This window comes from Pseudorhodoferax sp. (assembly GCF_047601025.1).
In the GTDB taxonomy this organism is placed as follows: domain Bacteria; phylum Pseudomonadota; class Gammaproteobacteria; order Burkholderiales; family Burkholderiaceae_C; genus Pseudorhodoferax.
On sequence record NZ_JASGJZ010000001.1, the window covers coordinates 99,865 to 112,312 of the forward strand.

10 protein-coding genes are annotated in these 12,448 nt (G+C 71.9%); 8 read left to right on the forward strand and 2 right to left on the reverse strand.

The features are described from left to right. The first annotated feature begins 14 nt into the window (after positions 1 to 14). The 5 genes from lptF to QM782_RS00525 are packed head-to-tail and all read left to right on the forward strand — an operon-like array spanning position 15 to position 4,721. On the forward strand, positions 15 to 1,133 hold the full coding sequence (lptF, locus tag QM782_RS00505) for an LPS export ABC transporter permease LptF (RefSeq protein ID WP_415200984.1): 1,119 nt from the start codon (positions 15 to 17) through the stop codon (positions 1,131 to 1,133). Continuing rightward, positions 1,130 to 2,230 (forward strand): LPS export ABC transporter permease LptG, encoded by a 1,101-nt coding sequence (lptG, locus tag QM782_RS00510; protein WP_415200985.1) that lies wholly within the window; start codon positions 1,130 to 1,132, stop codon positions 2,228 to 2,230. The genes lptF and lptG overlap by 4 nt, the downstream gene beginning before the upstream one ends. Then, positions 2,227 to 2,583, forward strand: a complete 357-nt coding sequence (locus tag QM782_RS00515; RefSeq protein WP_415200986.1) for a sirohydrochlorin chelatase — start codon at positions 2,227 to 2,229, stop codon at positions 2,581 to 2,583. Before lptG ends, QM782_RS00515 begins: the two co-directional genes overlap by 4 nt. Positions 2,584 to 2,626: 43 nt before the next feature. After that, a complete protein-coding gene (locus tag QM782_RS00520; RefSeq protein ID WP_415200987.1) occupies positions 2,627 to 3,568 on the forward strand; it encodes a CysB family HTH-type transcriptional regulator in 942 nt (313 codons plus the stop codon). Further along, on the forward strand, positions 3,558 to 4,721 hold the full coding sequence (locus tag QM782_RS00525) for a pyridoxal phosphate-dependent aminotransferase (RefSeq protein ID WP_415200988.1): 1,164 nt from the start codon (positions 3,558 to 3,560) through the stop codon (positions 4,719 to 4,721). The genes QM782_RS00520 and QM782_RS00525 overlap by 11 nt, the downstream gene beginning before the upstream one ends. Before the next feature lie 40 nt (positions 4,722 to 4,761). Here the strand turns inward: QM782_RS00525 and QM782_RS00530 are convergent, their stop codons facing one another. Next, complete coding sequence (locus tag QM782_RS00530) at positions 4,762 to 5,409, reverse strand: FABP family protein (protein ID WP_415200989.1); 648 nt, start codon at positions 5,407 to 5,409, stop codon at positions 4,762 to 4,764. 68 nt (positions 5,410 to 5,477) lie between these two features. On the opposite strand from QM782_RS00530, the gene QM782_RS00535 reads away from it, so the two are divergent. Further along, on the forward strand, positions 5,478 to 7,778 hold the full coding sequence (locus tag QM782_RS00535) for a 2OG-Fe(II) oxygenase (protein ID WP_415200990.1): 2,301 nt from the start codon (positions 5,478 to 5,480) through the stop codon (positions 7,776 to 7,778). 22 nt (positions 7,779 to 7,800) lie between these two features. Here the strand turns inward: QM782_RS00535 and hrpA are convergent, their stop codons facing one another. Then, on the reverse strand, positions 7,801 to 11,718 hold the full coding sequence (gene hrpA / locus QM782_RS00540) for an ATP-dependent RNA helicase HrpA (protein WP_415200991.1): 3,918 nt from the start codon (positions 11,716 to 11,718) through the stop codon (positions 7,801 to 7,803). Positions 11,719 to 11,777: 59 nt separating this feature from the next. Between hrpA and QM782_RS00545 the strand changes: the two genes are divergently transcribed. Together QM782_RS00545 and QM782_RS00550 are read left to right on the forward strand one after the other, a co-directional pair. After that, entirely contained in the window at positions 11,778 to 12,020 is a 243-nt protein-coding gene (locus QM782_RS00545) for a hypothetical protein (RefSeq protein WP_415200992.1), read from the forward strand. Then, the gene (locus tag QM782_RS00550) at positions 12,017 to 12,433 is read left to right on the forward strand and encodes a PIN domain-containing protein (RefSeq protein WP_415200993.1); all 417 of its coding nucleotides are present in this window, start codon (positions 12,017 to 12,019) and stop codon (positions 12,431 to 12,433) included. Before QM782_RS00545 ends, QM782_RS00550 begins: the two co-directional genes overlap by 4 nt. Positions 12,434 to 12,448: the final 15 nt, after the last annotated feature.

Consider the following 12,448-nt stretch of genomic DNA (forward strand, 5'->3'; position numbering starts at 1 on the left):
TTTATCCGGCGGCGATGTTATTCCATTCCTCCCTGCGCAAGGAGCTGGCCCGGGGCTTCGGCGCCACCTTCGTCGCCCTGATCACCATCGTGATGACGATGCTGCTGATCCGCACGCTGGGACTGGCCTCCAAGGGGCGCGTGAACCCCTCGGACGTGATGCTGGTGCTGGGCTACACCATCCTCGGCCACCTGCCGACCATCCTGACGCTGAGCCTGTTCGTGGCCTGCGTGGCCACGCTGTCGCGCATGTACCGCGACAGCGAGATGGTGATCTGGTTCTCCGCCGGCCGCGGCCTGGCCAGCCTGTTCAGGCCGATGCTGCGCTTCGCCTGGCCGGTGCTGCTGGTGGTGGCCAGCCTGGCGCTGCTGGTCTGGCCCTGGGCCAACCTGCAGATCCAGGAGCTGCGCACGCGCTTCGAGCAGCGCAGCGACGTGGAGCGCGTGGCTCCCGGCCAGTTCCAGGAGTCGGCCGATGGCAGCCGCGTGTTCTTCGTGGACCGCGACTCGCCCAGCGCCCAGAGCGTGACCAACGTCTTCATGTCGCAGCAGGACAAGGACAAGGAGTCGGTGACCTCCGCGCGCGCGGCCCGCACCGAGGTGCGCGGCAACGACCGCTTCGTGCTGCTGACCGAGGGCCAGCGGCTAGAGACCACCCCCGGCAAGGACGGCATGCGCATCAGCGAGTTCCAGGAATACGGCACGCGCATCGGCGACGGCGGCGCGAGCGGCCCGCAGCGCGCGAACCCGCGCACGCTGGCCACGCCGGCACTGCTGGCCGACCCCTCGCCGGCCAACCTGGCCGAGCTGTCGTGGCGGCTGGGCTTCGCGCTGGCGGCCTTCAACTTCCTGCTGCTGTCGCTGGTGCTGGCCGGCGGCAACCCGCGCTCGGCGCGCAGCGGCAACCTGGTGCTGTCGCTGTTCGCGTTCGTCGCCTACTACAACCTGATCAACCTGGGCCAGAGCTGGATCGCGGCCGGCCGCATGGGCTTCGTGCCCTTCCTGCTGGCGCTGCACGGCGGCGTGCTGCTGCTGGCGCTGGCCGCGCTGGCGCAGCGGCACTACCGCTTCAGCCTGCGCGGCTGGCTGCGCAGCCGGCGCGCCGCCGCGCCGACCGCCGGAGCACCGGCATGAAGACCATCCGCCGCCTGATCTACCGCGAGCAGCTGACCGCGGTGGGCTTCGTCACGCTGGGCTTCCTGGCGCTGTTCTTCTTCTTCGACTTCGTCGACGAGCTGTCGGACGTGGGCCGCTACGGCGCCGCCGGCTACCAGCTCACGCACGCGCTGGCCTACGTGGCGCTGCAGGTGCCCAACCACCTGTACGAGCTGCTGCCGATCACGCTGCTGATCGGCACCATCTTCGTGATGGCGCGCTTCGCCCAGAGCTCCGAATACACCATCCTGCGCACCAGCGGCCTCGGCCCCTGGCGTGCGCTCGGCACGCTAGTGACGCTGGGCCTCGCGTTCGTGGTGCTGACCTTCGCGGTCGGCGACTACCTGGCGCCGCTGGCCGACCGCACCGGCCAGTTGCTGAAGGCGCGCTACCAGGGCCGCATCACCATCGGCCAGACCGGCGCCTGGCTCAAGGAAGGCGGCCAGGAGCATTCCTACGCGGCCAACGTCGCCGCGCTGGCGCCGGACGGGCAGATGCAGGGCGTGCGCATCTTCGAGTTCGACGCGCGCAACGCGCTGCGCTCGGCCGTGCAGGCCGAGCGCGCGCGCTTCACCCAGGGCGCCTGGGAGCTGGACAACGTGCGCCGCACCGTCTACCGGCACGAGGGCGCGCAGGCCCGCATCGAGCGCGAGCAGCTGCCCACGCTGCGCTGGCCGACCACCATCACCGCCGAGATGGTGACCACCGCCCTGCTCAAGCCCGACCGCATGAGCACGCTGGACCTGTTCCAGTACATCCAGCACCTGAACGCCAACCAGCAGTCGGCCCAGCGCTTCGAGATCGAGTTCTGGCGCAAGGTGTTCTACCCGGTCAGCTGCGTCGTGATGGTGGTGCTGGCGCTGCCGTTCGCCTACCTGCACTTCCGCAACACCGGCATCACCGGCTACGTGTTCGGCGGCGTCATGGCCGGCATCAGCTTCTTCCTGCTGAACAACGTGTTCGGCTACATCGGCAACCTGCAGAACTGGCAGCCCTGGCTGACGGCCGCGGCGCCGGGGCTGATCTATTCGGCCATTTCGCTGGCGGCCTTCGGCTGGCTGGTGCTGCGGCGATGAAGGGCGTCGTGCTGTTCGGCCACGGTTCGCGCGACCCGGCCTGGCGCGCGCCGATCGAGGCCGTGGCCGCGCGCGTCGCCGGGCGCGCCCCGGGCGTGCCGGTGCGCTGCGCCTACCTGGAGCTGTGCGCGCCGGACCTCGCCACCGCCGCCGCCGAGCTGGCGGCGCTGGGCGTGGACGAGCTGCGCATCCTGCCGATGTTCCTGGGCCTGGGCCGCCATGCGCGCGAGGACCTGCCGGCGCTGGCCCGGCGCGTGCGCGCGCAGCACCCGGACTTGGCCGTGCAGGTGCTGCCCCCGGTCGGCGAGCATCCGCGCGCGCTGGAGCTGTTCGCCGAACTGGCTCTCCTATAGACGAATCAAGTCATAATGAAGCTCGTCTTTAGGCGAAATCATTATGAATCTGCACCAGTTTCGCTTCGTCCAAGAAGCTGCGCGGCGCAACCTGAACCTCACCGAGGCCGCCAAGGCCCTGCACACCTCGCAGCCCGGCGTCTCCAAGGCCATCATCGAGCTGGAGGAAGAACTCGGCATCGAGATCTTCGCGCGCCACGGCAAGCGCCTGAAGCGCATCACCGAGCCGGGCCAGCACGTGCTGCGCAGCATCGAGCTGATCATGCGCGAGGTCGGCAACCTGAAGCGCATCGGCGAGCAGTTCAGCGCCGAGGACAGCGGCACGCTGTCGATCGCGACCACGCACACCCAGGCGCGCTACGTGCTGCCGGTGCCGGTGGCGAAGCTGCGCGAGGCCTATCCCAAGGTCAACGTGAGCCTGCACCAGGGCGCGCCGGACCAGGTGGCCCGCATGCTGATCGACGAGGTGGCCGAGATCGGCATCGCCACCGAATCGCTGTCCAACTACGACGAGTTGCTGACCCTGCCCTGCTACGAATGGCAGCACATGCTGGTGCTGCCCCGCGACCATGCGCTGGCCCAGAAGGAGCGGCTGACGCTGGAGGACATCGCGGCCGAGCCCATCATCACCTACCACCCCTCGTTCACCGGCCGCACCCGGGTGGACCACGCCTTCGCGCAGCGCCACCTGGCGCCGCGCATCGCGCTGGAGGCGATCGATTCGGACGTGATCAAGACCTACGTGCGCCTGGGCCTGGGCCTGGGCATCGTGGCCGAGATGGCGGTGCGCGACGACCCGAACTCCGACCTGGTGGCGCGGCCGATGGGCCAGCTGTTCGGCATGAACGTGGCGCGCGTGGCCTTCAAGCGCGGCGCCTACCTGCGCAATTTCGTCTATCGTTTCGCCGAACTGCTGAGCGACCGGCTGGACCGCCATCTCGTGGCCAAGGCGATGGCCGGCCACGGCAACGACTATGAACTCTGAACCCCGCACCCCCACCCTGCAGAGCAAGCTGCCCAAGGTCGGCACCACCATCTTCACCGTGATGTCCGCGCTGGCCGCGGAGAAGAACGCCGTGAACCTGGGCCAGGGCTTCCCGGACTTTCCCTGCGACCCGCAGCTGGTCGACGCCGTGGCCGACGCCATGCGCGCGGGCCTGAACCAGTACCCGCCGATGGCCGGCGTGCCGGCGCTGCGCGAGGCCATCGCGGCCAAGATCGCGGCGCTGCACGGCCACAGCTACAGCGCCGCCGACGAGATCACCATCACCGCCGGCGCCACGCAGGCCATCCTGACCGCGATCCTGGCCGTCGTGCGGCCGGGCGACGAGGTCATCGTGCTGGAGCCCTGCTACGACAGCTACGTGCCCAACATCGAGCTGGCCGGCGGCACCGTGGTGCGCGTGCCGCTGACGCCGGGGAGCTTCCGGCCCGACTTCGACCGCATCGCCGCGGCCATCACGCCGCGCACCCGCGCGATCCTGGTCAACTCGCCGCACAACCCCAGCGCCACGATCTGGTCGCGCGAGGACATGCTGCGGCTGCAGGACCTGCTGGCACCGACCGACGTCCTGCTGATCAGCGACGAGGTCTACGAGCACATGGTGTTCGACGGCCGCCAGCACGAGAGCGCCGCGCGCTTCCCGGGCCTGGCGGCGCGCGCCTTCGTGGTCTCCAGCTTCGGCAAGACCTACCACGTGACCGGCTGGAAGGTCGGCGCCGTGGCCGCGCCGGCGCCGCTGACGGCCGAGTTCCGCAAGGTGCACCAGTTCAACGTGTTCACGGTCAACACGCCGATGCAGCACGGCCTGGCCCGCTACATGGAGGACCCGCAGCGCTACCTGCAGCTGCCGGCCTTCTACCAGCGCAAGCGCGACCTGTTCCGCGAGGGCCTGGCGCGCACCAAGTTCCGCATCCTGCCCAGCGAGGGCAGTTTCTTCCAGTGCGTGGACATCTCGCAGGTCAGCCCGCTCAGCGAGTCGGAGTTCTGCTTGTGGCTGACCGCGGAGATCGGCGTGGCGGCGATCCCGCTGTCGGCGTTCTACGAGAGCGGCTTCGACCAGCGCGTGGTGCGCTTTTGCTTCGCCAAGGAAGAAACGACGCTGCGCACGGCGCTGGAGCGGCTGGCGCGGCTGTAGGTCGCGGCGGGCCCGGCCGTGGCGGCTGCTCCGGCCGGGCTCAGGCGGCCGGCGGGCGGGCCAGCGGGTTGGGTGTCGGCTCGGCGATCTTGCGGACCAGCAGGTTGCGGTCCGTGTGGTGGAACGGCTCGGCCTGGCCGCGGATCATCAGCACCGTGTCCTCGTCGTAGCTCCAGGTACCGTCCGCGTTCACCGTGACGGTGATCGTGAACTTCACGGTCTGGAAGTTGTGCTCCAGGAACGGCGCCGAGCAGATGCCGAAGTACGCGTGCCCCTGCGTCGCCTCCAGCGTGAAGCAGGTGGCGTCGGGCGACACGGTGCCGCCGGCCAGGGCGGTCTGCCCGCGCGGGATCGTCAGCGTGTGCATCACGGTGCCGGTCGCCGGCTCCCAGAGCCAGTAGCCGACCTGCTCGTGGTAGGTCTTGACCTGCCCGGGCTTGGTGATGTGCGTGTGGTAGCGCAGGCCGTACAGCAGCTGCGGGCCGTTGGTCTGCGGGTCGATCGGCTGCAGCTCGATGCGCTCGACGTAGGCCTGCTTCTTCGGGCCTTCGGCCTTGGGCTTGACGTCCAGCCCGCGCTGGCCCTCCCAGATGCCGGCCAGCGGGCGCAGCGGGCCGAGGTTGGCCAGGGTGTCGACGTCGACGGGATACGGTTCGGTGTAGATGTCGGCGGGTTCGAGGGTGCTCATGGTGGTGGGAGTCGTGGGGCAGGCGGCCACTGTAGCGGGACAATGCCCGGCCCGACCGATCGACCGCCATGCACGCCCCGTCCGACAGCCTCTCCCCCATCCTGCGCGCGCTGCAGGAACTGCCGCGCGAGACCGCCCCTGCCGGGACGCCCGGCTTCAGCGCCGAGGGCATGCTGGCGCTCGACGCCCTGGCCGTGGAGGTCGCAGGCGTCGGCCCGCTGGCGCAGCCGCTCGCCGCGGCCGCCGCCCAGGCCCTGCACGGCGCCAGCACGCCGGCCCGCCACGGCCTGCGCGAAGCCACGCGGCTGGACCGGCGGGTGCGCGACACCGGCGAGATCGCGGCCGGCGCGCTGGCACTGCACTGGCGCGACGGCGCGCTGCCGGCGCTGCTGGCCGACGTGGCGCAGCGCCTGGGGCTGCCCGGCCTGCAGGCCCGCGTGCACAACCTGCTGGTCTACGGCCCCGGCCAGTTCTTCAAGCCGCACCAGGACACCGAGAAGCACCCCGGCATGGTGGCCACGCTGGTGCTGGTCTGGCCGTCGGCCCACATCGGCGGCGAACTGCGCGTGCGCCACGGCGACGCGCAGGCCGGCTTCGCGTCGCAGCACCTGCAGGCCCCCGGCCTGCGCTGGTTCGCCTTCTACGCGGACTGCCGGCACGAAGTGCTGCCCGTGGCCGAGGGCTGGCGCGTGGTGCTGACGCTGGACCTGGTGCTGCCGCCCGGCGCGCCGGCACGGCCGTCCGCACCCGATCCGGCGCTGCTGGCCGCGCTGCGCGCACGGTTCGAGACGCCGGACGGCCCCCGGTCCGAGCCCTGGGCCTTCCTGCTGGAGCACGAGTACACCGAGCACGGCCTGCGCTGGGCGCTGCTGAAGGGCGACGACCGGCTGCACGTCCACGCGCTGCGCGCCGCCGCCCAGGCCCTGGGCCTGCGGATGCACCTGGCGCTGGCCGAGATCCACGAAAGCTGGACCGCGGTCATGCAGCCCGGACGGCGCGGCCGCGAGGAGCCCGAGGCCGACGAGCTGATCGACGAGGACATCGGGCTGGACTTCTGGGTCGACGCCGACGACCAGCCGCGGCGCGGGGCCGCGCTGGCCCTGTCGCCCCGCGACGCCGAAGGCTTCAGCGAGACCGGCGAGTCCTTCCTGGTCGACGAGGCCTACGAAGGCTACATGGGCAATTACGGCGAGACGCTGGACTTCTGGTACCGCCGCGCCGCCCTGGTACTGCAGACGCCGCACGGGGCCGAGGCCAGCCGCTTCGTCTCCGACATCGGCGCCGCGCTGGACGACGCGCTGGCGCTGGCCCGCCAGCCCGGCGGCGGCGAGGCGCTGGCCCGCCGCCTGGCCGCGGCGCGCGGGGCGCTGCAGTTCCACTGCCGCAACCGCGGCCGCGCCGTGCTCGCCGCCTACGCGGAGCTGGCCTGCGCGCTGCCCGATGCGGCCCAGGCCCGTGCGCTGTGCGATGGCTTCCGCTGGGCCGACCTGCAGCCCGGCGACGCGCCGGCGCTGGCCCGGCTGGCCGGCCGGTTCGGCGCCGCCTGGACGCAGCAGCTGCTGGAGCAGGCCTGGGCCCCGCTGCCGGCATCGCCATGGTCCTCGCCCTGGTACCAGGCCGAGCAGGAGCCGCGGCTGTGGCCGAGCCCGCTGCGCGCGTTCCTGGACGCCTGCTCGGCAGCCGGCGTACCCGCCGCGCTGGGCGCCGCCATGCGGACACACTGCCTGGCGCTGCTGGCCGGCGCCGACAAGGCGCTCGCCCGCGCGACGCCGGCGCAGCGCCAGGCGACGCTGCCGCTGCGCCTGGCCGCCGTGTGCGAACTGGCCGACGCGCTGCAGCCCTGGCCGGCGCAGGCCACGCCACAGCAGCGCAGTCTGCTGGAACACCTGCGGGCGCATCCCCTGGCGTATCCGCTGCGCGAACTGGCGCCGCTGTGGAAGGTGCTACCGAGGAACACCGCAGCCGCGCCCGAAGTGCGCGCCCTGCAGGCAGCCGTGGCGGAAGCCCTGCGGCAGGCGCTGGCCCGCCCGGCACCGGACGCCAGCGACGCCAGCCTCGACGCGCTCGACATCGAATGGACCTGCCGCTGCGCCGACTGCAGCCAGGTGATCCGCTGGGCCGGCCAGCCCGCGGCGCAGCCGCTGGTGCTGGCCATGGCCGAGGCGCGGCGGACGCACGTGCAGTCGCAGCTGCAGGCCGCGGCGGCACCGATCGGCGCGCAGACGCTGCGGCAGGGATCGCCCCACAAGCTGGTGCTGGACAAGCCGGCCGACCTGGCGGCGCGGCGGGCCGCACGGCGCCAGGCCTGGCAGGACGCGCTGGCGGCCACCGCGCCAGGTGCGAAGGCGCCGCGGCCGCGCGCCCTGTGACGCCGGCCCATGCGGCGCCGGCTCACTGGTGCAGCTGCGCCCAGGTCTTGTCCAGCCGCTTGACGCTGACCGGCTGCGGCGTGCGCAGCTCCTGCGCGAAAAAGCTCACGCGCAGCTCCTCCAGCAGCCAGCGCAGCTCGGCCATGCGCGCGTCGGCCTGGCCCTTGCGCTCGGCCACCAGGCGCCAGTAGCGCTGCTCCTGCGGCTTGAGCTCGGCCAGGCGCGCCGCGTCGCGCGCGGGGTCGGCGCGCAGCTTGTCCAGCCGCAGCGCCACGGCCTTCAGGTAGCGCGGGAAATGCTGCAGCTGCGCCCAGGGCGCTGCGGCCAGGAAGTTCTTGGGCATCAGGCGCTGCAGCTGCTGCTGCACGTCGGCCGCCACGTCCGCCGGCGGGCGGGCGTCCCTGAGCTTGCGCTGGGCCGCGGCGTACTCGGCGAGGATGGTGCCGGCCAGGCGCGCGACCTCGCCCGCGATCAGCGTCAGGCGGCCGCGGCCCTCTTCCACGCGGCGCTTGAAGGCGGCGGCGTCCGCGGGCAGCGGATCGGCCAGGAAGGCGCGCTCCAGCGCCAGCCCGATGACCTGGGCGCGCAGTTCCTCCTGCGTGCCGAGCGGCATGTAGGCCACGGCCATCTTCTGCAGGTCGGGGATGTTCTTCTCCAGGTACTTCAGCGCGTCGCGGATCTGCAGCGCCACCAGCCGGCGCAGCCCGGCGCGGTGCCGTGCGGCGGCCAGGTCGGGCTCGTCGAAGATCTCGATGCGCACGGCATCGCCGTCGTCGACCAGCGCCGGGAAGCCGACCACGCTCTGGCCCCCCTTGCGGATCTCCATCAGCTCGGGCAGCTCGCCGAAGTCCCACTGCGTGTGGCGCTGCCCGGCCGGCGGCTGCGGCGCGGCCGGCGGGGCCTTGGCCGCCGGCGCCGCGGCGGGCTGCGGGCCGGCCGCGGGCGGCTGCCGCGCCGGCGCCGGCGCACCGGTCTTCAGCGCCGCCAGCGCCTGGAACGCACCGCGCGCCTGCGTGCCGAGCTCGGCCTTCAGCGCGCCGAGGTTGCGCCCCATGCCGCGCTGGCGGCCGTGCTCGTCGACGACCTGCAGGTTCATGAACAGGTGCGGGGCCAGCATGTCGAGCTTGAAGTCGGCCCGCTTCACGTCCAGCCCGGTCTGGTCGCGCACGGCTTTCAGCAGCGCGTCGATCAGGCTGCCCTGCGCGAACGGCAGCTCCGCCGCCAGCCGCGCCGCCGATTCGGGCAGCGGCACGAAGCGCGAGCGCGGGCGCTGCGGCAGGCTCTTGAGCAGCGCCTGGATCTTCTCCTTCAGCATGCCGGGCACCAGCCATTCGCAGCGCTCCTCGGCGACCTGGTTCAGCACGAACAGCGGCACCGTGGCGGTGAGGCCGTCGCGCGCGTTGCCGGGCTCGTGCAGGTAGTTGGCCGCGCAGTCCACGCCGCCCAAGCGCACGGTGCGCGGGAAGGCCTCGGTGGTGATGCCGGCGGCCTCGTGCCGCATCAGCTCCTCGCGCGTGAGCTGCAGCAGCTTCGGGTTGGCCCTGGACGCCTCGCGCCACCAGGCCTCGAAGCTGCGGCCGCTGCAGACCTCGGCCGGCAGCTGCGCGTCGTAGAACGCGAAGATCAGCTCGTCGTCGACCAGCACGTCCTGCCGGCGCGACTTGTGCTCCAGCGCCTCGACCTGGGCGATGGTGCGCTGGTTGGCCGCGGCGAACGGCAGCCGGGTCTCCCAGCCGCCGGCGACCAGCCCCTCGCGGATAAAGATCTCGCGCGCCCCCGGCGCGTCGACGCGGCCGTAGGGCACGCGCCGGCCGCTGTAGACCACGAGGCCGTACAGCGTGGCGCGCTCCAGCGCGATGACCTCGGCCGCCTTCTTCTCCCAGTGCGGGTCCAGCAGCTGCTTCTTCAGCAGGTGGGCGCCGACCTCCTCCAGCCACTGCGGCTCGATGTTGGCGATGCCGCGGCCGAACAGCCGCGTGGTCTCCACGAGCTCGGCGGCGACGATCCAGCGGCCGGGCCGCTTCTTCAGGTGCGCGCCCGGGTGGCGGTGGAACTTGATGCCGCGCGCGCCCAGGTAGACGTCCTCGTCCTCGGGCTTGCAGCCGACGTTGCCGAGCAGGCCCGACAGCATGGCCTTGTGCAGCTGCTCGTAGCTGGCAGGGACTTCGTTGAGCCTCCAGCGGTGCTCGGTCACGACGGTCAGCAGCTGGCTGTGGATGTCGCGCCATTCGCGCACGCGGCGCATGCTGATGAAGTTCTGGCGCAGCAGCTGCTCGTACTGCCGGTTGCTGAGCTTGTGGGTCTGGGATGTGGCCGCCGCGCTCCCCCCTGCGTGCGGTTCGCTGCCCTCCGCGGGGGCTGGCCGGGCGGCGGGGCGCCCGCCACGGCTGTCGTGCAGCCACTGCCACAACCGCAGGTAGCCGCTGAACTCGCTCTTCTCGTCGTCGAACTTGGCGTGCTGCTGGTCGGCCTGGGCCTGCGCGTCCAGCGGGCGGTCGCGCACGTCCTGCACCGACAGCGCCGCGGCGATCACCAGCACCTCGCTCAGGGCCTGCCGCTCGCGCGCGGCCAGGATCATGCGGCCCACGCGCGGGTCCAGCGGCAGCCGCGCCAGCTCGGCGCCGACCGGGGTCAGCACGTTCTGCTCGTCCACGGCGCCCAGTTCGTTGAGGAGCTGGTAGCCGTCGGTGATGGCGCGCTTCGAGGGCGCCTCGACGAACGGGAAGTCCTCCACCTCGCCCAGGTGCAGCGACTTCATGCGCAGGATCACGCCGGCCAGCGAGCTGCGCAGGATCTCGGGATCGGTGAAGCGCGGGCGGGCGTTGAAATCGTCCTGCGCGTACAGGCGGATGCAGATGCCGTCGGCCACGCGGCCGCAGCGGCCGGCGCGCTGGTTGGCCGCGGCCTGGCTGATCGGCTCGACCAGCAGCTGCTCGACCTTGCTGCGCAGGCTGTAGCGCTTGACGCGCGCGGTGCCGGCGTCGATCACATAGCGGATGCCGGGCACGGTCAGCGAGGTCTCGGCCACGTTGGTGGCCAGCACGATGCGGCGCTGGCCGTGCGGCTCGAAGATGCGGTCCTGCTCGGCCTGCGACAGCCGCGCGAACAGCGGCAGCACCTGGGCGTCGCGCAGCACCGGCTGGTGCTGCAGGTGGCCGCGCAGGTGGTCGGCGGCCTCGCGGATCTCGCGCTCGCCGGGCAGGAAGACCAGGATGTCGCCCGCCTGGCGGGGATCGCGCCAGAGTTCGTCGACCGCCTCGGCGATGGCCTCGTTCAGCCCGTGGTCACGCGACTCCTCGAACGGCCGCCAGCGCTGCTCGACCGGGAACATGCGGCCCGAGACGTAGAGGATGGGCGCAGGCCCCTGCCCGCTCCTGAAATGCTGGGCGAAGCGGTCGGCGTCGATGGTGGCCGAGGTGACGATGACCTTGAGATCGGGCCGCTGCGGCAGGATGCGGCGCAGGTAGCCGAGCAGGAAGTCGATGTTCAGGCTGCGCTCGTGGGCCTCGTCGATGATCAGCGTGTCGTAGGCCTTGAGCAGCGGGTCGGTCTGCGTCTCGGCCAGCAGGATGCCGTCGGTCATCAGCTTGACCGAGGCGTTGCGCGACAGCCGGTCCTGGAAGCGCACCTTGAAGCCCACGACCTCGCCGAGCGGCGTCTTCAGCTCCTCGGCGATGCGCTTGGCCACCGAGCTGGCGGCGATGCGGCGCGGCTGCGTGTGGCCGATCAGCCGGCCCTTGCCCTGCGGCGCGTTCAGCCGGCCGCGGCCCATGGCCAGCGCGATCTTGGGCAGCTGCGTGGTCTTGCCCGAGCCGGTCTCGCCGCAGACGATGACGACCTGGTGGGCCGCGATGGCGGCCTCGATCTCGCCGCGGCGGCCGGAGACGGGCAGGGATTCGGGAAAGTCGATGCGCAGAGTCACCCGTGGATTGTCCCACATGCAAACACGTGCCGCACGAGTTCACGTGCTACACTGCCTTTCACCTCGGAGGGCCCGCCATGACCAACCTGACCATCGCGCTGGACGAAGCCGTCGTCCGCCAAGCCCGCATCCGTGCCATCCAGGAGGGCACTTCGGTCAGTGCCAAGGTGCGCGAGTTCCTGACCGAGTATGCGCAGGCGCAGAGCCGGCAGCAGGCCGCGGGCGAGGCCTTCCTGGCAGCGGCGCGCGCCAGCAACAGCCGGCTGGAAGGAGGCTGGGACCGCGAAGCCTTGTACGACCGGCCCTATCGCCAGGAATGATCTGCTTCTTCGACACCAATGTGCTGGTATACGGCTACGACGCCACCGACGCCGGCAAGCGTGAACGGGCCCTGGACTGCCTGGAAAGAGCGGTGCGCGACGACACCGTGGTGCTGAGCACCCAGGTGCTGCACGAGTTCTTCCACACGGTCACGCGCAAGCTCAGGCCGCCGCTCAGCGCGCGCGAGGCAGCCCAGCAGCTGCGGCACCTGGCGCAGTTCCAGATCGTGGGGGCAACGGCGCAGAGCGCCCTGGCGGCGACCGCGCTGGCGACCGATCACCGCATCGCATGGTGGGACGCGCTCATCCTCGAAGCCGCGCTGCGCGCCGGCGCGCAGCGGCTGTACAGCGAGGACGGCTCGCATGGCCGGCGCTTCGGGTCGCTGGAGGTCGTCAACCCCTTCCTGGTCTGATCCAGCTACAGTCCG

Coding starts and splice junctions, on each gene's coding strand:
- lptF (WP_415200984.1), top strand. CDS start 15: ATGTTATTCCATTCCTCCCTGCGCAAGGAGCTGGCCCGGGGCTTCGGC.
- lptG (WP_415200985.1), top strand. CDS start 1,130: ATGAAGACCATCCGCCGCCTGATCTACCGCGAGCAGCTGACCGCGGTG.
- QM782_RS00515 (WP_415200986.1), top strand. CDS start 2,227: ATGAAGGGCGTCGTGCTGTTCGGCCACGGTTCGCGCGACCCGGCCTGG.
- QM782_RS00520 (WP_415200987.1), top strand. CDS start 2,627: ATGAATCTGCACCAGTTTCGCTTCGTCCAAGAAGCTGCGCGGCGCAAC.
- QM782_RS00525 (WP_415200988.1), top strand. CDS start 3,558: ATGAACTCTGAACCCCGCACCCCCACCCTGCAGAGCAAGCTGCCCAAG.
- QM782_RS00530 (WP_415200989.1), bottom strand. CDS start 5,409: ATGAGCACCCTCGAACCCGCCGACATCTACACCGAACCGTATCCCGTC.
- QM782_RS00535 (WP_415200990.1), top strand. CDS start 5,478: ATGCACGCCCCGTCCGACAGCCTCTCCCCCATCCTGCGCGCGCTGCAG.
- hrpA (WP_415200991.1), bottom strand. CDS start 11,718: ATGTGGGACAATCCACGGGTGACTCTGCGCATCGACTTTCCCGAATCC.
- QM782_RS00545 (WP_415200992.1), top strand. CDS start 11,778: ATGACCAACCTGACCATCGCGCTGGACGAAGCCGTCGTCCGCCAAGCC.
- QM782_RS00550 (WP_415200993.1), top strand. CDS start 12,017: ATGATCTGCTTCTTCGACACCAATGTGCTGGTATACGGCTACGACGCC.